This is a genomic window from Bernardetia aquimarina, from assembly GCF_042180575.1.
Classification (GTDB): domain Bacteria; phylum Bacteroidota; class Bacteroidia; order Cytophagales; family Bernardetiaceae; genus Bernardetia.
In genome coordinates this window covers 835,748-861,821 of sequence record NZ_CP170094.1, presented here as the reverse complement: position 1 = coordinate 861,821, position 26,074 = coordinate 835,748, and the positions used below count along the sequence as shown (strand labels likewise).

Genomic DNA, 26,074 nt, shown 5'->3' with positions numbered 1-26,074 from the left:
TAAAAATCTATTTGGTAATAATGTATTGTAGGTACTTTCTCTAGTTTTTTAGTGCTATAAGGGAGTAAAAATACATTTTCTGAAAAAGTAGAGGAACTATTTTAATTTCTATAAGAAACCTTTGGAAAACACAAATTTAATTAAGTATCAAAATAAATACTGTAAAACAAATACTATCAATACCAATTTTATATTGGTTATACTTCTGATTTACTTTATCAAATCTGTCCTCTTTTTTCTTGTCCTTTAGTAGTAATACTATAACTCTGTTTTTAAAGGACACGTAAATATAACATTTTTTCTGACTAATAGTATCATTTCTACGTTATTTTTTGGAATTATTTGTGTTATTTATTCCAATATTTCCAAAAAGACCATAATTTTCTATTTGAGAGATACTCCAAATTCCATTCATTTTGGTAGGCTTCTTTTTCAAAAACGATATTCATATAAGCTGGGTAATGCTTTTTATAATGAATGAGTTGAATAAAGTAATGCCCCAAATACGCTAAATAGAAAGGAATAATGAGCATTTCTAGTTGTTGATAAAGATGAATTTTTTCGTGATTGATTAAGACCTTATCGTACTTGTCTTTTTCTGAATCTACCAATACAAACGGAAATAAAGCCATTGCACGAGGTGGATTTTTCAGAATTTTGAATAATAAAGGATTAGCAAGTAAAATCAAGTGGTGTAAGATTAAATATTTGGAAATAAAAATTAGTATAATCCAAAATACATGAATAAAAACTGAATAATTAACGACGAAGTAGTTTCTTTTCTTCTGGTAACAAATCGTCCCATTTTTTTTTGAGAACTTCCAAATTTGTAATACAATTATCTAAACCCATTTGTGTACATAAAGTTTTTATATCTGTGGCAGAAACTGATTTTTTACCACTAATTTGTTTTATAATAAAAGGAGTAACTATTTGTGCTGTTTTTGCAGCTTCTAAATCTGATAGTTTTAAGTTAGTTCTTAATTTTTGGGCATGAAAATATTCCATCAAAGAAGTAATTTGAGAAACAGAAAGAGAAGTAGCTGTTCCATTATAAATTTTCAGAAACTCATCGAAATGTCCTGCCCCTGCTTCACTTTCTAACAGAAGAATATAAGCATCTTTAACAAATTCAAACACTTGATTAGTCGTTTGTTCGGATATTTTGATTTCCTGTTTGACTTTTTCGGCTAAATTATTTTTAGCATCATTGATAATTTTATCTATTGGGCTAGTAGTCATGGCTATTTGTTGGTTTAATCCTTTTTGATATGAAATTACTAAAATTTCTCACAATCAAAATTTATCAGTTAAATCAGACTATGAGAAACTTTAAAAGGAAGATAAATTAAAAGATTTTAGCTAAAAAGACCACCTAAACCACCTTTTTTGCCAAGTAACCCTCCGAGCATTCCCCCAATATTATCCAAATTATCAAGTCCTAATTGTGACATCATAGAACCTGCATCATCTGCTTTTCCTGTTTCAGGAGAGCCAATTTTTGACATTACAAAAGGAATAACCATATTCGAAACCATAGCAGCCGTTTCTTTTGAAACACCCATTTTTTCCATCATGTCGCCTCCAAATTGATCTACAAGACGCATAACCATTGGATTAGCAGTTGTGGTAGATGCTTTTCCATTAAAAATATCTAAAAGTTGAGGCAAGTTTCCACTCATTGCTTCACTAGCCATTTGAGTAAGAAATGAATCTTTAGCTACATCAGCCGTTTTGGATACTTGGTCTTCTGATAGACCAGCTTCTTGTGTGAGTTGAGTTCCGAGTTGTCCTTGAGCGAGTTTTAATAAATCGTCTAACATAGTTTTGATTGTAGTTTGTGTAAGATTAAAATTAAATAATGAACTCTACAAGATACTATTTTTTATGAAAAATAATAAATTAGTATTTTTATTTTATGAATTTATTTCTTGCTCTCTCAATAATCTCATTGATAAACCCTTTTGCTTTTTTTTCCTTTAGTTCTGCATACTGTTTTTTCTGTTGATTTACTTTTTCAGCCAAGTCATATTTCAGATTTTGATAATCTGTTCTTGCTTTTTCATTTTGGCGTAAATAATCTCTAAAAAGTAAATGGCGTTCTAACTCCTTGCTTTTGGAAGAGCAAACATACAAGTGATGGGTTATTGTATCCAATACTTCATCAAATTCATTTTCTATGTCATTTTGAGGTCTTCTTTTAAAAACCTCTCGGTCTTTAATGCCTTGATTTCCATTATGAAAATAACCTATTTTTGCCAATGCTTTTTTTATTTCTTCAAACTTGTTTGCAAAATTAACTTCATCAAAATAAATAATATCTATATCTATGATGGCTTTTGCTGCTAAATTAGGAACTGATGTACTTCCTACATGTTCTATTTTGGTATTTGTAGGCAAATTGCTTTCTAATTTTTGTTTTAATTTGGTAAAGCTATCAACCCAGTTTTTGTTGTATTCTTTTATAAGCATTTTATATATAAGGTGTTCATAAATAGTTTTTTATCAGAAATTGTATGTCGGTTTTTTTTTAATGAAACTGACTTTATTTTGATTCATAGTGTATGTGTACTACAAAACTAACCCTTAAAACGTCCTTTCTATCGAATAATATTTGATTAGATTAAACAAAACAGTTCGTTTTTTCTTATTTTTACTTTCTTAATAAACTGACTTGACACAAAATAAAGATATATATTCCTAAAAAATATGGATTTCGAACTTACACCAGAAATAGAAGAAAAGATAAAATTATTAGCCATCAAATACGATTCGATGGGACAGGATTTAGTATCTTATTTAGATGGTTTGTTGTATGCAAATTATCTTACCTATTGGGATTATATTCATTTGGATACACTTTTGAGCCTTCAAGACCCTAAAACGGATTTTCCAGACGAAACTATTTTTATTACCTATCATCAAATTACAGAGCTTTATTTTAAGCTCATTATGCACGAGCTAGACCAAGTAAGTTGGCTCAAAGACAGTAATGGAAAAGTATTTTTGGAAAAAGTTAGACGTGTAAATCGTTACTTTAGGCATTTGGTCAATTCTTTCGAAATAATGGTGGAAGGAATGGATTATAGAGAGTTTTTAAAGTTTAGAATGTCATTGCTTCCTGCAAGTGGTTTTCAGTCTGCACAATATCGTCAAATAGAAATTTTGTGTACTGATTTTCGTTTTTTGGTGGAAGCGAGTCAGCGAGATTTGTTTGATGAGCATTCACGTATTGAAGAAATGTTTGGATATGCTTATTGGAAAAGAGGCGCAATAGAAACCGATTCTGGACTAAAAACACTTACTTTACGTCAGTTTGAAAGAAAATATTCAGAAGATTTATTAAAACTTACCAAACGCTGCCGAACTCGTAATTTGTGGTTTCTTTTTTCTAATCGCCTTCAAGATTCGAATCTTAAAGACAAAATAATAGAAGAACTTCGTACCCTTGATGCTCTAGTAAATATAGATTGGCGACTTTCTCATTTTCAAGCTGCTGTTCGTTATCTAAATAAAGATACAGAAGCTGTTGCAGCAACGGGTGGCACTAATTGGCAAAAATACCTTCCTCCTAGATTTCAAAGACAAGTTTTTTATCCTTCACTTTGGAGCAAAGAGGAACTAGAAAACTGGGGTAAATCATGGGTTATTCAGCATGTCGGTTCTCGTACTCGTGTAACTGCACCTTCGCCTTCAGATTCTTTTCATTCAGAAGGAAAACCAAAGCCGACTACCAAAAATGAAAGTGATAAAACTGAATAAGAAAAAAATAGAAGTGCAAATAGACTTACATAAAAAAAAAGAGATTAGGAATTAGTAACCTAAAAAATATTTTTGTTACCTTTGCAGCCTAAAATTTTATTCAAAAAGAATAACTATTTTGCAGTAATAAAGAAATAACAAACGAATTTTAATTTTAGACCCTAAGGATTTTTGAAACCTTTAGGGTCTGAGCAAGAAATCAAACATAAAATCAAAATGGCAAAAACAACAGACAAAAAAACAGTAAAAGCGCAAGCTAAAGCAGGAGAAAAAACAGAAGCTCAAGAAATAAATCCAGATATCGAAGCTGGAACAGAACAGTTTTATCAAGCTGTAGAAGCTGACCGTTTGCAACAAAGTATTTTAGAAGTAAGCGAAAACAAAGGATTAAGAAACGGAATATTTGGCGTTTTAGGTTTAGTAGCTGTGGCTGTCATAGGTATTTTTGGATGGCAATGGTATGTAGAAAAGCAAGAAACAAAAGCTCAACAAGAACTTTTTGCAGCTCAATTTTACTTCGAAAAAGATTCATTGAATGCAGCTCTTAAAGGTGATGGTGCTACAACAGTAGGTGTTGAAAAAATTGCTGATGAATATTCTATGACAAAAGCTGGCGATTTGGCTGCTTTTTATGAAGGAACTGCTTATTTGAAAGAAGGAAAATTCAATGAAGCTATCGAAAGTTTGAAAGCATTTAATGCTGATGATTATTTAGTTCAAGCTAGAGCTTATTCTTTAATTGGAGATGCGTATATGGAACTTGATAATTTAGATGAAGCAATTACATATTACAAAAAGGCTTCAAATCACTCTCCAAACGATTTCTTTACACCAGAATATTTGATGAAATTAGGTTTGGCGTATGAACTTAAAAACGATTATGCAATGGCTGCACAGGCTTACGAAACAATCGTAGAAAACCATAAAAAATCAGATGCTGTAAATAAAGCAAAGCGTGCTTTAGGTCGTGCTGAAAGCATGAAAGGCAAAAAAGCAGCTTAATTAAAATTAAAAAATAATATCTAGTCTAGAAATAGATATACAGACTTTTATATAAAAATAGAAATCCCTTTTACTCGTAAGTAAGTAAAAGGGATTTTTTTGCTTTTTAAAGTTTAGCAGTAAGTAAAAAACACAAGTATCTCCAAAAGGAATTTTTAACATTTTATAGTAAAAAAAAGAGTTTTGTAAAATGTTTTAATAAAAATAAAATATTTTGTTTTTTTAATAGTCATTCAAAAAATGTTAATAAAAGATTGTACCTACAACTATAAATAAAAAAAAACGTATAAATAAACATATCACAACTTAAAAAGATGACTATGCGTCCATTTTTTAATTTTTTGGGTTTTATGTTTTTTTTCATGTTTTTATTTTTAAATAATTCTACCCAAGTATTTTCTCAATCAACTTATGCAGGAAATATATCAAAAAACATAATTTATATTGAAGGTGCTGGAGCAGGAGGATATGGTTCTATTAATTATGAACGTTTATTTTTTTTATCCAGCAAATCATCTCCCTCTTATTCAAAAATAGCTTTTGCTTTTCGTTTAGGAGTAAGTACCTATTACTTAAATGATTATACAGACACATTTAACCCAGAAATTATAGTTCCTGTTGGTTTTCATTTTTTGTATGGAACAAACCATAAATTAGAATTTGGAGCAGGGCAAACAATTACTTCTTTTGTGAGAGCTAGTTCTTCTAACTTTCAACCAAAACGGGATATTCATAATCATACTCATTTTATGGTAGGTTATCGTTATCAAAAAAATAAAGGAGGACTGATATTTAGGATTGCTTATACTCCCATTTTAGAATTTAATACAAATTATCAGCACTGGGGAGGGCTTACTGTTGGTTATGCTTTTTAAAATCAATTTGATATATCTCATTTTTTTACTTTTTAATTTTACTTTCCAATGAAAAAATTATTACTCTCTCAAAAATCAATACAAATTCTATTTCTTATTCTAATTTCTGTTTTTTCTTTTACCTCCTGTAACCAAGAGGAAATTAATATTGACTTATCTGAAAGAACCATAAAAGTTATTGGTCATGGTGGAATGGGAATAGGTCAAGTATATCCAATGAATGGTTATGAATCAATTATGTACGCTTTGAGTTTAGGAAGTAATGGAGTAGAAATTGATGTGCAGATGACCAAAGATGGTGTTTTGGTGGCTTTTCATGATGAAGAATTAGAAACTAAAACTAATAAAAAAGGAAAAATTTATGAGCAAAACTGGAATGAAATCAAAGGAGCTGAATATATAAGTTCTGCACCTTATACAAAATATAGAGTAATTCGTTTGGAAGATATTTTTGAGCATATTCCTAATCTTGAAAAGTATGTGTTTTCTTTAGATATTAAAGGTTTTAATCCTTCTACCTCTTCAGTATATTATAATCAGCTCAATACAGCACTTATTTCTTTACTGGAAAAATATGAGCAAAAACGCAATCTTGATTTGAATAAAGTATATATGGAATTTAAAAGAACAGATTTGATAGAATCTTTACAAAAAGAACGTCCTGATTATCAAATTTTTGCTTACGAGACTTTTGAAGTTGCTATACAAAAAGCTAGAAAATATAATTTAAGAGGAATTACTGTGCAAACAAATAATCTAACGAAAGAAAATGTAGAAGAAGCACATCAAGAAGGTTTCTTAGTAGCGACTCTTAATACACATTCGAAAGAAAGAAATATAGAAGCTATCAATAAAGGAGTTGATTATATCCAAACTGATAAAGTAAAACATTTACTCAAAGTCTTAAAATAACAAAGGAAAATAAAGGTAAAATCAAATTTTTCGTTAAAAATGATTTAGATAACTAGAGAAGACAAAAAAAATCACTAAACTTGGTTATATTTTCTACCAAAAACTGATAACTAAAAAAATGCTTTCTCTACAAAATATTCATAAATCCTATCATACCACAGCACAAAGCATGCACGTTTTGAAAGGCATTGATATGACCATTAATGAGGGAGAACTGGTTTCTATAATGGGTTCTTCGGGTTCTGGAAAATCTACCTTACTCAATATTTTGGGAATGCTAGATAATTATGATAAAGGAGAATATTGGCTAGACAAAGTCTTGATAAAAAACCTAACCGAAAAACAAGCAGCTATTTATCGTAATAAATTCTTAGGTTTTGTGTTTCAATCTTTCAATTTGCTTTCCTTCAAAACAGCAGCCGAAAATGTAGCTCTACCTCTTTATTATCAAAAAGTGGGGCGTAAAGAAAGACAAATTTTGGCAGAAGAATATTTAGAACGTGTTGGATTGCGTCAATGGGCGCATCACTTGCCTTCTGAGCTTTCGGGGGGACAAAAACAGCGTGTTGCCATTGCAAGAGCCTTAATTACTGACCCAAAAGTAATTTTAGCCGATGAGCCAACAGGAGCATTAGATACTACCACCTCCTATGAAGTAATGGAACTTTTCAAACAAGTACACGAAAGTGGAAAAACGATTGTTATTGTAACTCATGAAGATGATATTGCAGCAAAAACAGAACGAATAATTCGTCTAAGAGATGGAAATATAGAAACACAAAATGATAAAAAAGATACACAAAGTATCAATCTAAATAAAAAATAAATAGCAATACAGAAACAGATGCTCCACAACTTATTTGAAGGATTCAAGCATAATTTAAAACAATATAAATATATTATTGAATAATTATGATATAAAATTGAATTTTACTAAGAATGATGCTAAAATATAGCCTGTATTTACTTAGTTAATGATTTTATGCTAAATTGTAGCGTATTCTATCTTATAAGTAGGCACACTTATTGCAAAATTGCTAAACAAGTGCGAATACAAACAATAAATGACTATTTTTTAATCTTATGTATAAATTGATTTTATACTTATATAATTAGAGTAGAAATACAAGTCGCCTTTAACTATTTGCTTTACCAAATTATCTGTAAAATAAAAATATAGCCTTAGCGTATGAAAATCTTAACTTTCTGCATTGCAGCAGCCTTGTCTATCAGTTCTACTGTTTCATTTTCTGCTCCTTTCTTGACTAATAATTCTGACAATACTTCTACTAATTTAGTTACTACTAACTCAGTTAATAACACCAACAAACTTGCCTACAAATCTGTAGGAGATAAGGGTTTTGATGCTGCTAATACGATTATAAAATGTCAAGATGGAAATTTTATATTACTGGGTCGTACAGATTCGTATGGTGCAGGAGATATGAATATGAGTGCCATCAAAGTAGATGCAAGTGGAAATATTATTTGGAATAAAAACTATGGTGCAGAAGAAAGCGAAGAAGGATATGCAGGATTAGAAACGGCTGATGGAGGGTTTATTTTTGCAGGTTATTCAGATTCGTATGGTGCAGGTTCGGATATAAAAGATGGTTGGATTGTTCGTACAGATGCAAAAGGAATTCGTATTTGGGACAAAACATTTGGTTCTAACCAAAGTATAGATGAAATTTATAGTATTGTTGCTACTGATGAAGGAAATTACATGATTTTGATGAATAGTATTCCTATCGAAACAGGAAAAAGTGATATTATGCTTTTAGAAATAGATGACAAAGGAGAAACAATTTGGAAAAAAAGTTTTGGAGGAAAAAGTAGTGAGCAAGGACACTCTTTAGCCAAAACAGAAACTGGATATTTGATTGCTGGACACGTAGAAGGCGAAATGATGACAAAATGGGATATGCTTTTGATACACGTAGATAAAGAAGGAAATAAAAAGTGGGAAAAAACGTATGGTGGTGGAGATAACGAAATGGCAAACGTAGTAAAAGTAATGCCTTCTGGAAACATCTTAATCGCTGGTTATTCTTATACCTATGCAGAGGGAAGTCATGATGCGTGGATAGTATGTGCAGATAAAAATGGAAAAAAAGTGTGGGATAAAAACTTTGGAGGACTAAGCACAGATGAAGCATTTGATATTTTAGTAACTGAAAATTCTGAAATTATTCTTATTGGTTATACTGATATTTATAAAGCTGACGAATACGGAAATAATGTAAGTACACTTTCTAATGAAATTATGATTAATAAGTTAGATTCAAAAGGAAAAGAAATTTGGACACGAACACTCGGAGGAGAGAAGGACCAAGTAGCCAAAGCTGGGGCGATTGCCAATGATGGAAGTTTTGTTTTAGCTGGTTACACCAATGAAAATATGGATACAAAAAATGTAGATATGCTTATCTTAAAAGTATCTGCTGATGGAAAGTAGAAATAAATTATAATTTATTTCATCGTCAAAAAGAATAACTTTACCGAATTTCTCATTATGTTAATAGTGGGAGGTTCGGTTTTTGTTTGTTTTTTTAATTAAATAAAAGATTAGAAGAAGCACTTTAGTAAAAATACCAAATGAGCAGAGGAAAGGTTGAAGTAGGATAAAATATCTTGACCTAATTCTAAAAAAAGGTTCTGATATAATTTAAAATAACTTAGTGAGAAAACGTAGGAGAAATAAGATGAGAAACCCATACAAATCAAACTATTCATTTCATTTATTTGCAAAAAAAGTAAATATGAGTAAAAATAAAAACGTTGTTCTTTTTTTGTTGGTCTTAGGATTTTTTGCAATAAATAATTCTCACGCTCAAGATTTTGATTCTCCTAAAAATATACAAACAGAAAATACAAATTTGTTTGCTCCTACTTCTGCTATCATAAAAGGAAAATTATTTGCTTATCATTATCAGCACAAAAAAGACAAAGACAAAAAAACAAACATTCAAAAAGAAAAACTAGCAGTCAATCTAACTGTTAGAAATCTTCGAACACAAGAAAAACAATTAAGAGTTTTTTCACCTGATACAGTTACTGGAGCTTATTTTATGTTTTTATTACCTGATGAGCGTTACGAAATTAGCGTTCATGTAGAAGGTTTTCGTCCTTACATCATTGTTCTTTTTGTTCCCCCACAAACATTCATTTATGAACTAAATCGTGATATTATTTTTGAGCCAATTCTACTTCTGGATAACCAAATTGGACAACATAATTTTTTCGAAACTCGCTCTCAAAACCTAACTAATTACTACGATTCGGCAGCTTTGCACAATTACGATAAAGATAGATTTGAGGTATTAAAAGAATTGATAGATTATACAATGGCAAAAGGAAATAGTGATGCTTTTGATAGTTTAGAACGAGTTACAGTAAATGAAATTTCTCCCAAAACTTCTATAAAATATGTTTCTTCACAACTAGAACCAACCAACTTCAAACCTATTTTTGATAAAATTAAGGAAAGCTTTTCACACGGCTCGTGGGAATATATAGATGAGTTTTATGCAAGACAAAGCACAGGAAATACTTATTATTCAGAAGCAAAGAGTGTTTCTACTTCTGAAAAAGGAAATCAAAAAACTATTGTAACTCATTTTGTTGTTTTTGATGGCAAAAGTGCTAAAAGACTTACTAGAGAACAAAAAGGTAAACTCAAACAAGTAGCAACCTTTTTGAATAATGACCCTAGATTAGCCATAGAAATTTTTGGAAGAACCTATTCTGAGAATAAGCAAGAACAAGATAATGCAGAAAATCGTCTTCGTATGTCAGCCAAACGCACCAAGCAAGTGTATAAATACTTAAAAAGGCGTGTAGATGACAAAAGCAAATTTCATTATATTGTATATGGAATGAGTGAAAAATTGGATGATGCCATTTTAGAAGAAATTATCAACGAACAAAATAAGAAGCAGAAAGAAAATAATACAGATAAGGAAGAGTTAATTTTGACACAACTTCCTCCAAAAGCTCCTAGGGTAGAATTAGTTATTAGTTTGGATTAAGCTAAGTTTCTGTATTTTATTTTTTATATTTGAAGATTAAATTATTTAAAAGCACATTTTTCTGTGCTTTTTTTATTTCTATTAATTTTAACTCTTATGAAAACTATTTTCTGGTTTTTATCTTCTCTACTTTTTTTCTTTTTTATGTCAAACGCATTTTCACAAACTAATATTGAAGAAACTACAAGCTATAAAAAAGTAGCACAAAACTTCGAAACCCATTATAATAACTCAGCTTATGATAGTATTTTTGAGATGTATGGAGCAGGAATGAAAGATGCTTTACCTTTAACAAATAGCACAGAGTTTTTTAAAGGATTATTTGCTCAAGTAGGAAAAATAACCAACCGAGAATTTTCTAGGTATGAAAACGAAAGTTATGCTGTTTACAAAACTAAGTTTGAAAGAGCTACTCTAGGATTGAATATTTCTATTGATAGTAAAGGAAAAATCAATGGGTTATTTATCAAACCTTTTGAAGAAAAATTAGACATACCCACACCAGAACGCAATCAAACCCAGCTTAGTTTGCCTTTTTCTAAAAATGAAAAATGGATAGTTGTTTGGGGAGGAGATACAAAAGAACAGAATTATCACATAGAAAATCAATCACAAAAAAATGCGTTTGATTTTGTGATTAAGAAAGAAGGAAAAAGCTATAAAACTGATGGACAAAAAAACGAAGATTATTATGCTTTTGGAAAAGAAATTTTTGCTCCTTGTGACGGCGAAGTTGTTTTGTCAGTTGATGGTGTAAAAGACAATAAAATAGGAAAAATGAATACAATGTTTGTTCCTGGAAATACAGTTATTATCAAGACTATAAATAATGAGTATTTGATATTTGCTCATTTTAAGCAAAATTCTATTAAAGTAAAAGAAGGACAAAAAGTAAAACAAGGAGAATTATTAGGACTTTGTGGGAATTCAGGTAATTCTTCCGAACCTCATTTACATTTTCACATTCAAAATACAGAAACCTTTAATGGAGCAACAGGCATAAAATGTTATTTTGATAAACTAATCGTTGATGGAAAAGAAAAAATAGATTATTCACCTGTGCAAAATGAAGTGATTGAGAAGAAGTAATTTTTTGAATTTTTGATGTCTCTACTTTTCATTTGTGATTACCTCAACGGTATCTTTTGCAATACTTATACCTCTTGATTTTTGCATTTCTGTTTGTTCTATTTTTTTAGGCAAACAGTTTTTTTTTGTGGGGTTTTAGTTCGGAATTATTTAGTATGCTGTCTACAAAAATTACTTCCTTCTAAAGCCTTACGACTACAACCTTCTTTATAATTACTAGTCTTAGTTTTAGCCAAATACTTACTTGCACGAGAGTGGATTCTTGACCAATACAAAGAAAAGAAACCACGAGATGAAACGATTAGAGAAAAATTCAATACCTATAAATTTGAAGATTATAAAGAAGAAGTTATTGAGCTTTTGCAGTGTGTTTGTACGGTAAGTGTAAAGACGATGGAAATTGTGGGGGAAATGGAGAGGAGAGGTTAGGAATTGGAGATGGGGAAAAAGAAAGAATCTTTTTAAAGAAAAAACTCATTGACAGCGAAGCCTCAACGATGGTTAGTAGTTGAAACTTTTCCCACCAAAAAAACAGTTTCCTAACTACAATCATTTTCTATCAAAAAAAACAAGCTATCAATGAGTTGGAGAATTGTAGAACGAAAAATCGGAAAAGCAGGAAACCTCAAACAAAGACACAAAAGACAACGAGAATGGGATAAAAAATATGGCGATAATTGGCTGATAGGGTATGTAATTGAAGGCGAATTTATCTCACAAGAAGATGCGCTAGAAAGTATCTATTATAAAAGTTATGAACAGCATTTTGAAAACAATCCTAGTGATTTAGAAGAACTAATACATACAGCTAAGTTGTTAGAAAATCCACACGCAAAAGCTACTGGAGGAGTAGATTTGCAAGTTCCTGCTATTATGAGTTATCTGATTAGAAATGATTTGAAACTGCTCGGAAATGAAGTGGTAGATATTGGAACTTATGGAGAGTCTTTTTACAAAATAAGTGTTCGTTTGAGTCCACTTACCATAAAAGTAGTTTCGAATCCCAAAATGACATTAGAAAAGTTTTGGCAAGAGAAAAAATGCTTGGCTATTTGGGAAGAGGAAGTATAAAACTAAATTTAAACACCCTTTTTTAAAAATCTAATAAAAAAACTCCTTCAACAGACTTTCTAATAAACTAAGAAGTTTCCTTTTTTGTGATAAAAAGTAGGTCAGACTTACCAGTCTGACAAAAAATATAGTTTTACTTTACCATTGTTGATGTCTCCACCATAGCTGTAAGGCTATTGAGAAATTTTTTCCTCTATTCCGTTAGGAGTTGTATATTGGTCTTATTTTGTATTAAAAATCTTGAAATCCTACCAATATGTGTAGTTCCTAACGGAACATAATACACTCTTTCTTTCTTACTTTACTACCAATATAAAGTTCCTAAGGAACAGAAAGATAAATAAATTTTTAACCTTACAGCTATGGTGGGGACACCAACAATAATTTAACCCACAGAAAGAATATGAAGAAATATTATCCTTTGTGTAGCACCTCCAAAAAATCATTATAGAAACTATTTCTTCCTAAAATCAATAGCATTCATTCTAACTGCACCTTCATCAGTTACATACACTTCTGACCAAACAATATATTCTTCTCTATTTTCATCAAAAGACCAATTCGGACGCATTTTGTCTTGTAGAGATAAAGCATTTTCTTTCTTCGTAAAAAAAGATTCAATTCCTGCTGTTATACTAATTGTATTATATCCTCTATTCCAAAAACTAAAAGTGTCTTTTCGTCTTGTTCCTTTCAAAAGAAGGTTTTGAGGGGTTGATTTTTTAGTAGGATTTTGCCAAAGTCCGACTGTTTCATAAAATTCTTTATTCGAATCTAAAGCTAGTTCTACAAAAAGTTCATCACCATATGTAAGTGTATTAAGCGCAATAGAATCCAAATCATTTGGAATAGCATCTAAATCAATTCTACTAAAATCATAGCCTAAATTGACATAATTCCCTCTAAACAAATCACGAGGATCAATCGGCAAAACTTTGAGTTTGATAGGCGTTCCGACCATCACAGGATAAAATGCCTTTGCAAACATTCCTCCCAAAACCAACACTTGAAAAAGTACAACGAGATAGATTAATGATTTATTTTTCATAGTTTTTATATTTTAAATCTATAAGGTTTTTGAAAACCTTATAGGTTTGATTATCTATTTACTAATTTTTTTATTCCAAAAGTTATTGATAAAATACAGTCCCATTCCCAAGACAATAAACAAAATACCTGTAATAACATAGTTCTCAAACAAATCAAAATAACGAGCTAAGGCAAGCATTAAGAGATAAAAAATTCCTGTCATAAAATCACCTTTTTGTTGGTTTTGTATTCCATCATAAATTTTCCACACGGACAAGCCAAACAAAACAATACTATAAAATACAGCTAAAAACTTATCAGAAGTGCCTGTTTCTATTAATGGAATAAAAAGCAAAGCCAAGAGAGCTAAAGGAAATACAGTTTTGAAATTGATTTTTTCAGCTTTGATAAAGACAGAATAAATATATATTCCGATACAAACTAAAGCCATAATTCCAATAACTAAATAATTAATTTCAGTTTTTCCATAAAGATAACTGCTGTGATGTTCACGAGTAATTTCTTCAATAATACCTTTAAATGTGAAGAGAAAAAGAACAAACACAAAAGCAAAACGCAATAAATTTTGAACATTTCTTTGAATAAAATCAGAATATTTATCTTTCAAAAATTGAAATATTCCTAAGAAAAAAAGTAAATAACTAAGCCCAAACATATAATACCCTTCATCTACAATTCTAAAAAAACGTTCTTGATAAATCGCTGAAATTCCATTCATAAAAGCTAAATACAAACTCACAAACATTCCAATAAGCAATAACACATTTGGACGAATATAAAGCATATACCCAAAAAGCAAAACTAAAATAGGTGACCAAATCGAAAATTGCATATATTCCATTTGCAGCGAAATCCAAAGTATAAAGAAACCTTGAAAAATAATAGCTATGATTTTACTTCTAAAATAAATCATAACTGGCATTGTCCCCAAAACCCACCACAAAACTCCATTTGGAAAATAAGATGAAATATGAAAAATTTGTGCTTGTAGCATTATATTTACTCCAAAAAGTAAGGAAGCCAAAAGAAAAGCGAGTTCTGCTGTTGATTCATCATTTTGATGTAATTTTAAGAATCCCCAAATGTAGGCTGTAAAAAGTGGCAAAAGTCCTGTGAGCATTCTGACTATAATCGGCAAATCATCCCAATTTTGAGCAATCACGAGCATAAGCCCAGCTACACCAATCAAAATAGCAACAGCTTTTAGGATAAAACTAGAATCTTTATAAAATGGAGGAGCTTCGCCAAGCTCTGGAAGCTGGTATTTTTGAGAAAGTGTTTGGGATTGTTCGGAATTGATAATTCCTTCTTTTACCCAACTTTCTATTTCTTCTCTGAATTGTGCAGAGCCTTTTAGATTGAAAAACATAGGATTTTTATTTTGGTGGTAAAGTAACTAATAGGTTAGCTTCGCAGAGGGCTAAAGCCGTTCCAAGTTGTCAGCTACAATAATACAAACGCTAATTTTGAAAATCAGTTGTTTCGATAAATTTAAAACTGACTTTTTTAATACTTAAAACACTCTAATTTTGAATTAAATTAGCATAAAAACTAATTTAAAACCGACTTTTGAAAAGTTAAATTTAAGATTATAAATTTTTAGGACAGTTTTTTTTACAAAAACGAGTAAATTTGTAGAAATTGCAGATTGTTTTTGAGTACAAAAGTTTTTAAACCCTAAGGGTCTTGAAGACCCTTAGGGTTTGAATAGACTATAAAGCCATTCTTTAAGAAATGTATAAATTTTTATCAAATAAATTATTTTTTCTAAGTTCTTTTTCCATTTTATTTTATCTTCTACTAGCTCAAAATTCAGTTTTTGGACAAATAGGAGGAAAAACATCTTTAGAATTTATAAATCTTCCTACACATGCACGAATAATCGGACTTGGAGGAGCAAATATTACTTCACAAGATGCAGGAGAACAGCAAGACATAAATATGCACATCGAAAACCCTGCTCTTTTGACTGATGCTACACACGATCGTCTTTCATTGGCTTATTATGGTTACTCGGCAGGAATTAGCAATGTAAATCTAGCGTATGGACACGATTTTAAAAAACTAGGACGTTTTTCGAATCTTGCTTTTTCTTTTCAATATCTTGATTATGGAAACATTGAAAGTTATGATGCTTTGGGAAACTCTTTAGGTCAAATAAATGCTAGTGAATATAGTTTTGGAGTAAGTCACTCACAAAAATTTGATGCCTTTCGTGTTGGTGGAACGTTGAAAATTGCAGGCTCGCAGTTGGCAGGATATAATGCAACAGGTGTTTATTTGGATTTAGGAGGAACACTAACCCATCCAGACAAAGATTTGCGTTTTGGATTAGTAATGAATAACTTAGGCTTTCTGATTAGTAATTATTCGCCTACTTCTGATTATGAAATGCCGATGAATATTCTTTTGGGAGCTTCTTTAAAACCTGAAAAAATGCCAGTTCGTTTTTCATTGACTTTGCAACAGCTTTTTAGAAAAAATATTGCTTATAATGACCCTGCAAGAAGTACGACTTTAGATGCAAACGGACAAGTTGTGGTCGAAGAAACAAGTGCAGTTGATAAAGCATTTCGACGAATTGTTTTGGGAGCAGAAATTATTTTTAGTAAGAATTTTAATCTTCGTGCAGGATATAATTTTTTAAGAAGAAGAGAACTGACCGTAACAGCTAGACCTGCATTTGTAGGTTTTTCGTTTGGTGGAGTTTTGCGTGTTCGTTCCTTCGAATTTGCATATTCTCGTTCTTTAGCACATATTGCAGGTGGAACAAATAATTTTACAATTACATTGGACACGAAAAAATTATTTCGAAAAAATTAATTGTGTGTTTTGTGTTGGTGGTGGGAACATCAACAATGGCAAAGTATTAAGGTAAGAAATTCTGTTCCATAGGAACTATATATTGGTAGCAAAAAAAGAGAAAAATTAGAATTTATTTACTCCGTAGGAGTTTGATAGTATTTCACAGTTATAAAAAAATAATTATGCCTAACACATATACCCAAATTCATATTCAATTTGTATTTGCTGTAAAATATAGAACAGGATTGATACAAAAAGACTGGAAAGATGAATTGTATAAGTATATTACAGGAATAATACAAAATCAAAAACATAAATTATTAGCAATTAATGGAATGGCTGATCATATTCATATCTTGATAGGACTTCGTCCAAATCAGAGCATTTCAGATTTAGCTAAAAGTATTAAACAAAATTCTTCTTTGTGGGTAAATGAACAAAAATTATCTAAAGGAAAGTTTGCTTGGCAAGAAGGTTTTGGAGCTTTTTCGTATTCTCGTTCAAGTGTTGATAAAGTAGTGAAATACATTGAAAATCAAGAAGAACATCATAAAAAAAAGTCTTTTTTAGAAGAATATACAGACTTTTTAAAGGCTTTTGAAATAGAATATGAGGAAAAATATTTGTTCAAACCTTTAGAATGAAAATACTACCAATATGCAGTTCCTATGGAACAAATTAAAATTCTGTCACTCAATAGTTACCAATATAAAGTCCCGATGGGACAAGTTAAAATTCCGTCATTCAATAGTTACCAATATAAAGTCCTAATGGGACAACTGAAATAAATAAAAATGTATTTTTACTCCATTAGGAGTTGTATATTGGTAGATAAAATGAAAAGACATCTCATTTACTCCGTAGGAGTTTAATATCGGTAGCATTTGTATTTTTATAAATTCAAAAAATAATATGTTAAAAGATATAATTAGCAAACTTCGCAAATATGAGGTTTTGATTCGTAAGGCTGTCAATAGCAGTATGCAGGGCGAAAGCCATTCGGTTTTTAAAGGCTCAGGACTAGAATTTGACGATGTCCGACAGTATAATTATGGCGATGATGTCCGTACTATAAACTGGAATATTTCGGCAAAAGGACATGGTGCATATATAAATACCTACAAAGAAGAAAAAGAGCAAAACGTTTTTTTTGTGCTTGATGTAAGTGCATCACAACGTGTGGGAGCAAAAGGATTACAAAAGCTAGATATTGGAAAAGAAATTTGTGGTGTATTGACTATTTCGGCTCTCAATGAACAAAGTTCTGTTGGTCTTCTTTGTTTTAGTGATAAAAGAGAGCGTTATGTTCGTCCAGATAAAGGCAATAGACAAGCAGCACAGATTTTGAAAGTCATTTTTGATTTGAACCCTGCTTCTGATCAAACCAATCTTCAAAAAGCCATTACGATGGCAATGAATATCATAAAACGTAAAAGTGTAATGATTTTGGTTTCTGATTTTATTGATGAAAACTATGAAGCTGCACTAAAAGGAGTTGCCAAGCAGCACGATTTGATTTGTATTCATTTAGGTGACCCACGAGAACAAGATTTGCCACAACTCGGAATCGTTCAGATTTATGATAAAGAATCAGGTAAATCAGTTTGGGTAAATACTTCTTCAAAAGAATACCGTCAGCATTTTGAAAAGCAGTTTGTACAAAAAAGAGAAGAGCTAGAAAATCTCTGTAAACGCTACGGAGCTGATTATTTGTACTTGAGTACACACGATGATTATGTTCCCAAACTGATAAAACTTTTTAAATTGAGAAAGACGAGAAGAAAGTAGTGTTTTTTTTATTGTCTTTCTATGCTAAAACATCAACAAACTCAGAAGGAATTACAACACCTTTAAAATGATTTGTAAAACCGTAAAATAGAACAATAGAAAAAACTAAACCAATAATCAAAATTACGATAGCTTGCTTTTGAGGAGTAAAGCCTAGTATATTATGCTTCATTTTTTTGAAATGAATAGCTGAAATATGAGCAAAAAAAGCCATTATAGCTAATCCATAATAAGGAATAAAAAAAAGATTTAGAGGAAATATATTAATTCCTGCTACTCCAAAATAAAAATTAGTATCTAATTTTAATATAAATCTTCCTACCAAAACAGCACTCACATGGATTAAAAGAAAAATAGCCAAGTAAAATCCAGACCAAACCGAAAGGTTTTCAAAGTTTAGACGATGCTGTTTTTTAAGTTTCAAAATCAATTTACTTCCTGATATAATTTGAACAAAAACGGCAAATAATAAAAGACTTTCTATAACAATATTTCGATATACTATTCGCAATGAATCCATCATAGAAATATGGAATTCTGCTCCAAAAATGCTACAAAGATGATTGAATAAATGAAGTCCTATAAAAAGAGACAGAATAATACCCGAACTGTAATGGATTTGTTTGTTGCTTATCTTTTTCATAATTAGTTGTATTTGTAATAATAAAATTAGAAATACAAATATCAAAAAGGAGAGGAAGAAAACATTTGATCTAGATCAAATTCCGTATAAGTTGAAAATTAATTTTTATTTATAGGATTGCGAATTCGGCTGAGAGTTTCTAAAGTAATTCCTAAATAGGATGCAATATGAGTCAGAGGAACTCTTTGTGTAATGGAAGGGATGACTTGTAACAAGTTTTCATATTTCTGTTGTGCTGTTTCGAATTGAATACCTACAATTCTTTCTTGTAGTTGTAACATTGTTTTTATAACAACTGTTTTAGTGAGAGTTTCAAAACTATGATGCTTTTGAGCTAGTTTTTCAGCATCAGACTTAGAAATTTGAAGTAAAATACTTGGTTCTAATGTTTCTATAAAATGTACACTTGGTTTAGACAAAAAGAAACTATTAATTGAACACACAAAGTCATTTTCGAAAGCAAACCAATCTGTAATATCTTTCCCATCTTTCAAATAAAAAGCCCTTAAGCATCCTTTGAGAATAAAAAAAATTGTATTAGCTTGATCTCCTTGACGAACAATAACTGTTGGCTTTTCAAGTATTGAAATACTAGATGAAGCTACTAAATCTTCTTTACATTCTTTAGCCAGTGGACTATATTTAGTATTTATAACCTCAATAACTTTTTCTATATCAATAGCATTCATTGAATTATGTATATGAAATAAATTAAGCAGCCGTATTTTGATATGTTTTTCTAAAATCAATAAAATACGTTTCTACCATACGAAAATCATTCTCATCGATATTAGTTTCTCCATACCAGGCTTTTTCGTACCAAAGGGTTAGTTTTCTAAAATTGGTCGCTGATTCTTCTGATGATTTTCTAGCTAATTCTGAAATATAAGCGTGATTTGTTTTGTCTTTTTTCCAGTTAATCAATTCTTTTTCATACAAGACTTTCAAAAGCCATAGATAATGAATACGAATTGCCATACGGAAATTACGTTGCAATAGTGCTTTTTCTAATGCTTGTTCTAAATACCCAAACTCTACTTTTTCTAGGTTTTCTTCTGTCAAAAATGCAGCTTGTTCTTCTTCTAATTTAGATTTTTTATTTCCAAACAAAACACCTTTTGTAAAAAACCAAACCAAAGCTAGAGCCAATAATGCCACTACAACTCCTATAATAACATACTTAAAGGATGCTAAAAAGTTAAAGTCTATTTTTGGCCAATTAGAAGTAGGTGCTTCATATTCTTTTTTTGGCTTTTCTATTTCTTTTGCATATTTGATTCCATCTCGCAATTCATTCCATTTTTGATTATCAAATTCTTTTATTGTTACTTCTGTTTCTTGCTGCTTTGTTTTATTTTGAGTTGTACTTTGGGCATAAGAAATAGAAAATGGCAAGCCAACCGAAAAAATAAATGCAATCAATAAAGAAAAAATAGCTTTTTTAAAAGTAGTCTTCATAAAGTTTTTATAAAATTATACTGTCTTTGTAGTATGTTTCTCTATTTGACATTGGTATTTTAGCAAAGCAACACCAAAAATAATTTTAGTGAGAATCAAAAGAGAGTTGGTAAATATACAAAAAAATAAAAAGTTAATGATTATTTTGACGTTCTTAATTCAATTATTTTCTATCTTAGAAAAAAAATAGCTTTTATATTCAATCTCTTTTTGTGATGCAACACGAACCTATCCGAACTTTATTTTCAAGAAATCACGATACTATTTTTCCAAAGTTAGGTGTTTTTTTGGCTGGTGCAACGCCTTCTGAAGAAAACTTGAAAACAGGCTGGAGGAGAAAAGTAATCCAAAAACTAACAGCAGATAAACGATTAAATCCAAGTATGATTGTCGTTTCTCCAGAACCCGAAACAGGAAAATGGGCAGATATTGATAATAAAAACCCAAAAACAGAGCTAGAAGCCGTCAGAGATAAACAAATTACGTGGGAACTTCAATATTTACAACTTTGTGATATTACAGCTTTTTGGTTGCCTGCCTATTGGACAAAAGAAAAATCAGGTATTTTTGATGCCAATATTGCGCCTACAAGTCGTTTAGAATTTGGTTATTTTTTGCAAGAATATGTCAAAAACCCTCTCAAAAGAAAATTTATTGTAGGAAGCCCAGAAGATGCCGACAGTATAAAATGGGCAAAAAAAATAGCTGATATTCACGGAATAAAATGGCATTTTTTGAAAACAGAAGACAAAAGCAAACTTGTTGCAGATTCTTTTATTGAGGAAATTGCTACTGCTCTTATTGGTGGGAAGTGGGAGTATTGATTTTTCGTGTAAAATCAAAGCTATTTAGGATAGTTTGGGGCTTTTAAAAGTTTTAAAGGTTCTTTTATATTAATATTTCCTTTACTAAATCTTGATGCTAATTTTTTGATAGTCGCATATTCTCTTGCTTCTTCTGTGTATAAAAATACTTCTACGAAAGCAGGTATTTCCATTAGTCCTTTCAGAAATAATTCAACATCTTCATAATTTGAATTAGGAAGTATTTTTATCTGTTTTATTCCATTCGTTACATTGATTATGAGTTCTGGACTTTTAGAATAGCCCTCTCCTTTGTCTCCAACCATCCACCTCTGAAATTTAATTTCTTCTACATCTTGCCAGTAAAATATTTCTTGTTCTACCTCTATCCTATTTTCAAAAATAACAATATCATGTTTTTTGAAACCTATCATATTTCTAAAAAAATCAGTATTTATAAAGCGAGAACTTATATAGATATTTATAGCAAAAATAAATAAGAAGATGATAATACTTGAAATCGCTATAGTATCTTCAGATATACTCATTGTAATCTGTAAGATGTAATAAAATAAAGACACCACTGACCCACTAAAAGTCAAATTCAAAACTCCAAGCAAAGTTTGAATACCATCTGTATCAGCTCTTTTTTTAAGAACAATGATACTATTTTTATTCTTTTTCACAAGAAGTTTAGAAGGAGCTAGAGGTACAGCATCTAAAGTTTCATCTTGCTGACAATGATTATTACCTATGTAGTTCCAACTCTCTTCTAAAAAGCATGAACTACAACTTTTACAAAAGACTACTTTATCATTTTCTGTGATTTTATCTCCTGTAATAGGGTCAGTCCGTCCAATAATATGCGAATGAGCAGAATTATTTAATTGATGAGTATGATACATGATTTAATTTCTATAATCCAAATAGTTTATAAATATACTCAACTATTGACAGCCTTTAAAAAAGACTGTCAATAGTTGAAAAACAAAAATCAATACCCTAAAATATTCAAAACTTATTATTTTTTATTTGCTACTAACTCTTCCTTTCCATTAAAGAATATAAATTGTTTGTGAATATTATCAAAAATTAGGTATTGATTAAGCGTTTGTCCTTTCAAATGAAACTTTATTTCTGAAAGAGATACAATCTCATATATATAATTGCCTTTGCTTCGTAAAAACAATTTACCTTCTTGATATATAACTTCATCTATTTGACCATTTTCATACTGATAGCTACCTTCATAACTTCTAAGAGTAGTTACAGGAATAATAGTAGCAACTAAATTAACAGAAATTGTTTTCTTAATTGTTTGTGATAATCGCTGAGCTGATATATTATTTCCATCATTAAAAATCAAACTTAATTCTTTGATTTGTTTATCATTAGCAATCTGCTCAGAAGTTTTACCTGCATCATTAAGTTCTTTTATTCTATTAATCCATTTTATAGAATTACTTTTATAAATGCTAAGTTCTTTTTTATTAGATGACAATTTACCGTGGGCAGCAACTATAGTGGTACTTTCATCTCCTAAAGATAATGCTTTATCAATAATATCTAAATGCCCCTTGCTTCCACCACCATAATAAAAATGTGGGAAAGAATTAGTCATATAAGTATCTCCCATAAATACTGTATTATTGTTCTTAAAGTAAATCAAAACATCATCAAAAGTATGTGCTTTAATATGATACAGTTCTACTGTTTCACTTTCCATTTTTACTGTATAAGTATTCTTAAAAGTAACATCATAAACTGCTTTCGAATATTTACTATTTTCTTGGGAAATAATTGTCGCACCCAGTTCCATAAAAAAAGAATTTGCTCCACTATGGTCTTGATGGCTATGTGTGTTCAATACATACTTGATGGGTTTGTCAGAAAGTTCTCTTATTGCTTTGAGTAAATCTTTTTGATTATTCATTCCTGTCATTGGATCTATCAAAAGTAATTCCTTTACACCAATAAATAGACCTACATTGGTATTATAGCTAGATGCTTTTAAAATATATAGGTTATCTGTTATTTTTTTTTGACTAAAATCTGATTGTACTATTTTGTTACTTTTATTTTGTTTTGTTATTTCAGTTTTGACTTTCGCTTCTGAACAAGAAGTATTTAGAATTGAAATGACAAATAAAAAAATAATTTTTAAATAATTCATACAGAGAATACTTTTATGTTTTAAATAATACAGCATTTCATAAATTTTATGCTGCACACTTTATAAGTTTATTTTAGCTTCATTTTCAAAATGACTGAAACAATGTCTTAGAAGTATTTTAATCAATCTGAGTAACTAAACAAATAGTAAAATAAAAAATTTGAAAAGCTATGAAGATGTTTAAAAATGAAAAAACCGTGTTCTGTAAGTTACAGAACACGAGTAAAATTTTTATTCTTTTATACAATTTTCTTAATACCCCAAAATATTCAAAACCTGTTCTGCCGTTTGTTCTTTATTGAATAATTTGGTGGTTACATTTCCTTGTGCATCTCTGTCGATGATTACGTGTTGAGAGTTAGGAATCAAACAATGTTGAATGCCTCCATAGCCTCCCAAACTTTCTTGGTATGCTCCTGTATGGAAAAAACCAATATATTGTTCTGTTCCTCGTGTAAATTTTGGCAGCATCAATTTCGAAACATGTGATTCTGAATCGTAATAATCCATACTATCACAGGTAATTCCACCGACATGAACCTGCTGATATTCCTTATCCCAATTATTGATTGCCATCGTAATAAAACGATAACCCATTCCCCACGTATCGGGCAAATGTGTGATAAATGAACCGTCAATCATATACCAAAGCTCACGGTCGTTTTGTTGTTTTTGAGCCATGACAGAAAAAATCATTGCACCACTTTCGCCTACTGTAAAACTTCCAAACTCCGAAAAAATAGTAGGAACAGGAACACCTTCTTGCTCACAAACTTCTTGAATATTTGCTACAATCGCTTCGGTCATATATTCGTAATCAAACTCAAAACCAAGTGAGTTTTTGATAGGCAAACCACCACCAATATCCAAAATATGAAGTTCTGGACAGATTTTTTTCAAATCACAATAGGCACGAACAAACTTATTAAATTCACTCCAAAAATAAACTGTATCACGAATACCCGAGTTTACAAAAAAGTGTAATAAACTAAGTTTGAATTTTGGATTGGTAGCGACGTGTTTTTTATAAAACTCAACCACATCTTTATAACGAATACCCAAACGAGAAGTATAAAACGAAAAATTAGGCTCTTCTTCTGTCGCAATGCGAAGTCCAATTTGCATTTGTTCTACCTCTAATTCTTCGTAGGCTTGTATTTCTTTTCTATTATCCAAGACAGCAATACAATTTTCAAAACCATCTTGCCAAAGTGATTTTATCTCATTGGTATAAGTTTCTCTCTTAAAACCATTACAAACAATGTATTTATCTTTATTAAAAAGTCCTTTTTGATGTAATTTTTTGATGATAGCCATATCAAAAGTAGAGGACGTTTCAAGGTGCGCTCCTGTTTTTAAAACCTCCTCCATGATAAAATTGAAATGCGAAGATTTGGTACAGTAACAATACACATAATCAGCATCATAATTTAATTTTTTCATGGCTTCTCCAAAATGACTTCTCGCCCTTCGTATATTTTCACTAATTTTTGGTAAATAAGTAAGGCGCAAAGGCGTTCCATATTTTTCAATAATTGGCATTAGTTCGACACCATAAAAATTAAGTTCGTCGTTTGAAACTGTAAAATCAGGCGTATCAAAATAAAAAGTTTGTTTGATAAGGTCAATATAACGTTGTTGAGAAGTGCGTTTTACCATCAGAGTTTTTTGAGGAAAATAAATGAAAGGAAAAAGTTGTAGCTTATTTTGTTGGTGTCGCTACACTAAAATACTAACAAAGGCTAAAGTTTTATAAGAAAATAGAGTTTGTGTGCAGATGATTCAAAATTCTGTTACAAATTTACATCTATTTATATGAACAGAACTTTAAATAGACTGTAAAGTTATTGCAAAATTATTTAACTTGTAGAAAAAGACAAGAAAATAAGCCTTTAAACTGTATTTGCATCTAATATCATCAAAAAATAATTTAGTTATGAGTACACAAACAGTTTCTCAGCTAGGAAAAGAACTTTCAGAAGTCGTTGAGCAATATTACAAATCTCTTCAAGATTATTCAAACGAGGATTTTGAGAAAACATTTGATGATGATAGTTGGTCAATGGCACAACTTTATAATTATCTTTTTTCATCTTCTCGGCATTGGATAAATGGAAAAATCATGAATTGTATCCATCTAAGAAAAGGAGTTCCGAATGCAGAATTGACCAAAGAAGGAAGTTTTATTTTGGATAGAGGTTATATTTCACACACCAAAAAAGTGAAAATTCCTAATGGATTGCCACAACCAGAACCTTTACCAAAAGCGTTTTTTGAGAAAGAATTGTCAAATTATTCGGCTTATCTTGAAGATCTTGTAGAACAAATAAATAATCAAATAGAACCTAGCTTTGGCACAAAACATCCTATTTTTGGAATGCTAACAGCAAAAAACTGGCTCACTTTTGATTTAATTCATTGGAAACATCATCTTAGACAACAAAAGGAAATTGAAGCAAAGTTTTGAATTAAGAAAAACAGGGTTAAAACCCTGTTCAACTCATAAAGCCAAATTATTTTTCAACCGTCAACGAGGCTTTGCCGTCGTTGAGGATTGATTTCAAAATTCTTATTTCTCATTTCATTATTTCTAAAATCTTACTTCTTATTTC

Annotated in this window: 27 protein-coding genes; 15 read left to right on the top strand and 12 right to left on the bottom strand. The window is 30.4% G+C overall.

The window, feature by feature from the left end:
- Positions 1–347: 347 nt before the first annotated feature.
- The 4 genes from ACE193_RS03555 to ACE193_RS03540 all read right to left on the bottom strand — a co-directional run bounded on the left by ACE193_RS03555 (position 348) and on the right by ACE193_RS03540 (position 2,472).
- Positions 348–689 (bottom strand): hypothetical protein, encoded by a 342-nt coding sequence (locus tag ACE193_RS03555; protein WP_375561638.1) that lies wholly within the window; start codon positions 687–689, stop codon positions 348–350.
- 70 nt (positions 690–759) lie between these two features.
- Positions 760–1,242 (bottom strand): hypothetical protein, encoded by a 483-nt coding sequence (locus ACE193_RS03550; RefSeq protein ID WP_375561637.1) that lies wholly within the window; start codon positions 1,240–1,242, stop codon positions 760–762.
- Between the two features lie 116 nt (positions 1,243–1,358).
- On the bottom strand, positions 1,359–1,823 hold the full coding sequence (locus ACE193_RS03545) for a hypothetical protein (protein ID WP_375561636.1): 465 nt from the start codon (positions 1,821–1,823) through the stop codon (positions 1,359–1,361).
- Between the two features lie 88 nt (positions 1,824–1,911).
- Positions 1,912–2,472: a GrpB family protein gene (locus tag ACE193_RS03540; RefSeq protein ID WP_375561635.1), complete on the bottom strand. Its 561-nt coding sequence runs from the start codon at positions 2,470–2,472 to the stop codon at positions 1,912–1,914.
- A 237-nt stretch (positions 2,473–2,709) separates the two neighbouring features.
- Here ACE193_RS03540 and ACE193_RS03535 point away from each other — a divergent pair, with 237 nt between their 5' ends.
- From ACE193_RS03535 to ACE193_RS03490, 10 genes are all read left to right on the top strand, one after another.
- Complete coding sequence (locus tag ACE193_RS03535) at positions 2,710–3,762, top strand: tryptophan 2,3-dioxygenase family protein (protein ID WP_375561634.1); 1,053 nt, start codon at positions 2,710–2,712, stop codon at positions 3,760–3,762.
- A gap of 216 nt (positions 3,763–3,978) precedes the next feature.
- Positions 3,979–4,764: a tetratricopeptide repeat protein gene (locus ACE193_RS03530; RefSeq protein ID WP_375561633.1), complete on the top strand. Its 786-nt coding sequence runs from the start codon at positions 3,979–3,981 to the stop codon at positions 4,762–4,764.
- Positions 4,765–5,084: 320 nt separating this feature from the next.
- Positions 5,085–5,639, top strand: a complete 555-nt coding sequence (locus ACE193_RS03525) for a hypothetical protein (protein ID WP_375561632.1) — start codon at positions 5,085–5,087, stop codon at positions 5,637–5,639.
- A 48-nt stretch (positions 5,640–5,687) separates the two neighbouring features.
- On the top strand, positions 5,688–6,551 hold the full coding sequence (locus ACE193_RS03520; RefSeq protein ID WP_375561631.1) for a glycerophosphodiester phosphodiesterase: 864 nt from the start codon (positions 5,688–5,690) through the stop codon (positions 6,549–6,551).
- A 118-nt stretch (positions 6,552–6,669) separates the two neighbouring features.
- On the top strand, positions 6,670–7,377 hold the full coding sequence (locus ACE193_RS03515; protein ID WP_375561630.1) for an ABC transporter ATP-binding protein: 708 nt from the start codon (positions 6,670–6,672) through the stop codon (positions 7,375–7,377).
- A gap of 363 nt (positions 7,378–7,740) precedes the next feature.
- The gene (locus tag ACE193_RS03510) at positions 7,741–9,009 is read left to right on the top strand and encodes a hypothetical protein (protein ID WP_375561629.1); all 1,269 of its coding nucleotides are present in this window, start codon (positions 7,741–7,743) and stop codon (positions 9,007–9,009) included.
- Positions 9,010–9,313: 304 nt separating this feature from the next.
- Positions 9,314–10,582, top strand: coding sequence for a hypothetical protein (locus ACE193_RS03505; protein ID WP_375561628.1), 1,269 nt, complete (start codon positions 9,314–9,316; stop codon positions 10,580–10,582).
- A 96-nt stretch (positions 10,583–10,678) separates the two neighbouring features.
- Entirely contained in the window at positions 10,679–11,671 is a 993-nt protein-coding gene (locus ACE193_RS03500) for a peptidoglycan DD-metalloendopeptidase family protein (protein ID WP_375561627.1), read from the top strand.
- Positions 11,672–12,042: 371 nt separating this feature from the next.
- Entirely contained in the window at positions 12,043–12,183 is a 141-nt protein-coding gene (locus ACE193_RS03495) for a hypothetical protein (protein WP_375561626.1), read from the top strand.
- Positions 12,184–12,250: 67 nt separating this feature from the next.
- The gene (locus ACE193_RS03490; RefSeq protein ID WP_375561625.1) at positions 12,251–12,742 is read left to right on the top strand and encodes a hypothetical protein; all 492 of its coding nucleotides are present in this window, start codon (positions 12,251–12,253) and stop codon (positions 12,740–12,742) included.
- 454 nt (positions 12,743–13,196) lie between these two features.
- Here the strand turns inward: ACE193_RS03490 and ACE193_RS03485 are convergent, their stop codons facing one another.
- Positions 13,197–13,790, bottom strand: a complete 594-nt coding sequence (locus tag ACE193_RS03485) for a GDYXXLXY domain-containing protein (RefSeq protein ID WP_375561624.1) — start codon at positions 13,788–13,790, stop codon at positions 13,197–13,199.
- Between the two features lie 54 nt (positions 13,791–13,844).
- A complete protein-coding gene (locus ACE193_RS03480; protein ID WP_375561623.1) occupies positions 13,845–15,161 on the bottom strand; it encodes a DUF2157 domain-containing protein in 1,317 nt (438 codons plus the stop codon).
- A 365-nt stretch (positions 15,162–15,526) separates the two neighbouring features.
- On the opposite strand from ACE193_RS03480, the gene porQ reads away from it, so the two are divergent.
- The 3 genes from porQ to ACE193_RS03465 all read left to right on the top strand — a co-directional run bounded on the left by porQ (position 15,527) and on the right by ACE193_RS03465 (position 18,385).
- Positions 15,527–16,615, top strand: a complete 1,089-nt coding sequence (gene porQ / locus ACE193_RS03475; RefSeq protein WP_375561622.1) for a type IX secretion system protein PorQ — start codon at positions 15,527–15,529, stop codon at positions 16,613–16,615.
- 164 nt (positions 16,616–16,779) lie between these two features.
- Positions 16,780–17,241 (top strand): IS200/IS605 family transposase, encoded by a 462-nt coding sequence (gene tnpA / locus ACE193_RS03470; RefSeq protein ID WP_375561621.1) that lies wholly within the window; start codon positions 16,780–16,782, stop codon positions 17,239–17,241.
- Positions 17,242–17,509: 268 nt separating this feature from the next.
- Complete coding sequence (locus tag ACE193_RS03465) at positions 17,510–18,385, top strand: DUF58 domain-containing protein (protein WP_375561620.1); 876 nt, start codon at positions 17,510–17,512, stop codon at positions 18,383–18,385.
- Positions 18,386–18,404: 19 nt separating this feature from the next.
- On the opposite strand, the gene ACE193_RS03460 is transcribed toward ACE193_RS03465, so the two are convergent.
- The 3 genes from ACE193_RS03460 to ACE193_RS03450 form a co-directional block, all read right to left on the bottom strand.
- The gene (locus ACE193_RS03460; protein WP_375561619.1) at positions 18,405–19,028 is read right to left on the bottom strand and encodes a hypothetical protein; all 624 of its coding nucleotides are present in this window, start codon (positions 19,026–19,028) and stop codon (positions 18,405–18,407) included.
- A gap of 98 nt (positions 19,029–19,126) precedes the next feature.
- The gene (locus ACE193_RS03455; RefSeq protein WP_375561618.1) at positions 19,127–19,717 is read right to left on the bottom strand and encodes a Crp/Fnr family transcriptional regulator; all 591 of its coding nucleotides are present in this window, start codon (positions 19,715–19,717) and stop codon (positions 19,127–19,129) included.
- Positions 19,718–19,739: 22 nt separating this feature from the next.
- A complete protein-coding gene (locus tag ACE193_RS03450; RefSeq protein ID WP_375561617.1) occupies positions 19,740–20,486 on the bottom strand; it encodes a DUF4129 domain-containing protein in 747 nt (248 codons plus the stop codon).
- Positions 20,487–20,701: 215 nt separating this feature from the next.
- On the opposite strand from ACE193_RS03450, the gene ACE193_RS03445 reads away from it, so the two are divergent.
- Positions 20,702–21,310 carry a nucleoside 2-deoxyribosyltransferase domain-containing protein gene (locus ACE193_RS03445; RefSeq protein WP_375561616.1) on the top strand — a complete coding sequence of 203 codons (609 nt, stop codon included), beginning with the start codon at positions 20,702–20,704 and terminating at the stop codon, positions 21,308–21,310.
- 20 nt (positions 21,311–21,330) lie between these two features.
- Here ACE193_RS03445 and ACE193_RS03440 read toward each other — a convergent pair whose 3' ends face one another.
- The 3 genes from ACE193_RS03440 to ACE193_RS03430 all read right to left on the bottom strand — a co-directional run bounded on the left by ACE193_RS03440 (position 21,331) and on the right by ACE193_RS03430 (position 25,121).
- Positions 21,331–22,194, bottom strand: a complete 864-nt coding sequence (locus ACE193_RS03440; RefSeq protein WP_375561615.1) for a hypothetical protein — start codon at positions 22,192–22,194, stop codon at positions 21,331–21,333.
- Between the two features lie 116 nt (positions 22,195–22,310).
- Positions 22,311–23,462 carry an MBL fold metallo-hydrolase gene (locus ACE193_RS03435; RefSeq protein WP_375561614.1) on the bottom strand — a complete coding sequence of 384 codons (1,152 nt, stop codon included), beginning with the start codon at positions 23,460–23,462 and terminating at the stop codon, positions 22,311–22,313.
- A gap of 252 nt (positions 23,463–23,714) precedes the next feature.
- Positions 23,715–25,121, bottom strand: a complete 1,407-nt coding sequence (locus ACE193_RS03430; RefSeq protein ID WP_375561613.1) for an arginine decarboxylase — start codon at positions 25,119–25,121, stop codon at positions 23,715–23,717.
- Positions 25,122–25,398: 277 nt separating this feature from the next.
- On the opposite strand from ACE193_RS03430, the gene ACE193_RS03425 reads away from it, so the two are divergent.
- On the top strand, positions 25,399–25,929 hold the full coding sequence (locus tag ACE193_RS03425; RefSeq protein WP_375561612.1) for a DUF1569 domain-containing protein: 531 nt from the start codon (positions 25,399–25,401) through the stop codon (positions 25,927–25,929).
- Positions 25,930–26,074: the final 145 nt, after the last annotated feature.

What these genes read in the sequence shown, in the direction of transcription:
- ACE193_RS03485 (WP_375561624.1), bottom strand. Translation starts at nt 13,790, where the DNA reads ATGAAAAATAAATCATTAATCTATCTCGTTGTACTTTTTCAAGTGTTG.
- ACE193_RS03540 (WP_375561635.1), bottom strand. Translation starts at nt 2,472, where the DNA reads ATGCTTATAAAAGAATACAACAAAAACTGGGTTGATAGCTTTACCAAA.
- ACE193_RS03445 (WP_375561616.1), top strand. Translation starts at nt 20,702, where the DNA reads ATGCAACACGAACCTATCCGAACTTTATTTTCAAGAAATCACGATACT.
- ACE193_RS03505 (WP_375561628.1), top strand. Translation starts at nt 9,314, where the DNA reads ATGAGTAAAAATAAAAACGTTGTTCTTTTTTTGTTGGTCTTAGGATTT.
- ACE193_RS03425 (WP_375561612.1), top strand. Translation starts at nt 25,399, where the DNA reads ATGAGTACACAAACAGTTTCTCAGCTAGGAAAAGAACTTTCAGAAGTC.
- porQ (WP_375561622.1), top strand. Translation starts at nt 15,527, where the DNA reads ATGTATAAATTTTTATCAAATAAATTATTTTTTCTAAGTTCTTTTTCC.
- ACE193_RS03440 (WP_375561615.1), bottom strand. Translation starts at nt 22,194, where the DNA reads ATGTATCATACTCATCAATTAAATAATTCTGCTCATTCGCATATTATT.
- ACE193_RS03515 (WP_375561630.1), top strand. Translation starts at nt 6,670, where the DNA reads ATGCTTTCTCTACAAAATATTCATAAATCCTATCATACCACAGCACAA.
- ACE193_RS03450 (WP_375561617.1), bottom strand. Translation starts at nt 20,486, where the DNA reads ATGAAGACTACTTTTAAAAAAGCTATTTTTTCTTTATTGATTGCATTT.
- ACE193_RS03535 (WP_375561634.1), top strand. Translation starts at nt 2,710, where the DNA reads ATGGATTTCGAACTTACACCAGAAATAGAAGAAAAGATAAAATTATTA.
- ACE193_RS03460 (WP_375561619.1), bottom strand. Translation starts at nt 19,028, where the DNA reads ATGAAAAAGATAAGCAACAAACAAATCCATTACAGTTCGGGTATTATT.
- ACE193_RS03490 (WP_375561625.1), top strand. Translation starts at nt 12,251, where the DNA reads ATGAGTTGGAGAATTGTAGAACGAAAAATCGGAAAAGCAGGAAACCTC.
- ACE193_RS03455 (WP_375561618.1), bottom strand. Translation starts at nt 19,717, where the DNA reads ATGAATGCTATTGATATAGAAAAAGTTATTGAGGTTATAAATACTAAA.
- ACE193_RS03525 (WP_375561632.1), top strand. Translation starts at nt 5,085, where the DNA reads ATGCGTCCATTTTTTAATTTTTTGGGTTTTATGTTTTTTTTCATGTTT.
- ACE193_RS03530 (WP_375561633.1), top strand. Translation starts at nt 3,979, where the DNA reads ATGGCAAAAACAACAGACAAAAAAACAGTAAAAGCGCAAGCTAAAGCA.
- ACE193_RS03430 (WP_375561613.1), bottom strand. Translation starts at nt 25,121, where the DNA reads ATGGTAAAACGCACTTCTCAACAACGTTATATTGACCTTATCAAACAA.
- ACE193_RS03435 (WP_375561614.1), bottom strand. Translation starts at nt 23,462, where the DNA reads ATGAATTATTTAAAAATTATTTTTTTATTTGTCATTTCAATTCTAAAT.
- ACE193_RS03500 (WP_375561627.1), top strand. Translation starts at nt 10,679, where the DNA reads ATGAAAACTATTTTCTGGTTTTTATCTTCTCTACTTTTTTTCTTTTTT.
- ACE193_RS03510 (WP_375561629.1), top strand. Translation starts at nt 7,741, where the DNA reads ATGAAAATCTTAACTTTCTGCATTGCAGCAGCCTTGTCTATCAGTTCT.
- ACE193_RS03545 (WP_375561636.1), bottom strand. Translation starts at nt 1,823, where the DNA reads ATGTTAGACGATTTATTAAAACTCGCTCAAGGACAACTCGGAACTCAA.
- ACE193_RS03465 (WP_375561620.1), top strand. Translation starts at nt 17,510, where the DNA reads ATGTTAAAAGATATAATTAGCAAACTTCGCAAATATGAGGTTTTGATT.
- tnpA (WP_375561621.1), top strand. Translation starts at nt 16,780, where the DNA reads ATGCCTAACACATATACCCAAATTCATATTCAATTTGTATTTGCTGTA.
- ACE193_RS03480 (WP_375561623.1), bottom strand. Translation starts at nt 15,161, where the DNA reads ATGTTTTTCAATCTAAAAGGCTCTGCACAATTCAGAGAAGAAATAGAA.
- ACE193_RS03520 (WP_375561631.1), top strand. Translation starts at nt 5,688, where the DNA reads ATGAAAAAATTATTACTCTCTCAAAAATCAATACAAATTCTATTTCTT.
- ACE193_RS03550 (WP_375561637.1), bottom strand. Translation starts at nt 1,242, where the DNA reads ATGACTACTAGCCCAATAGATAAAATTATCAATGATGCTAAAAATAAT.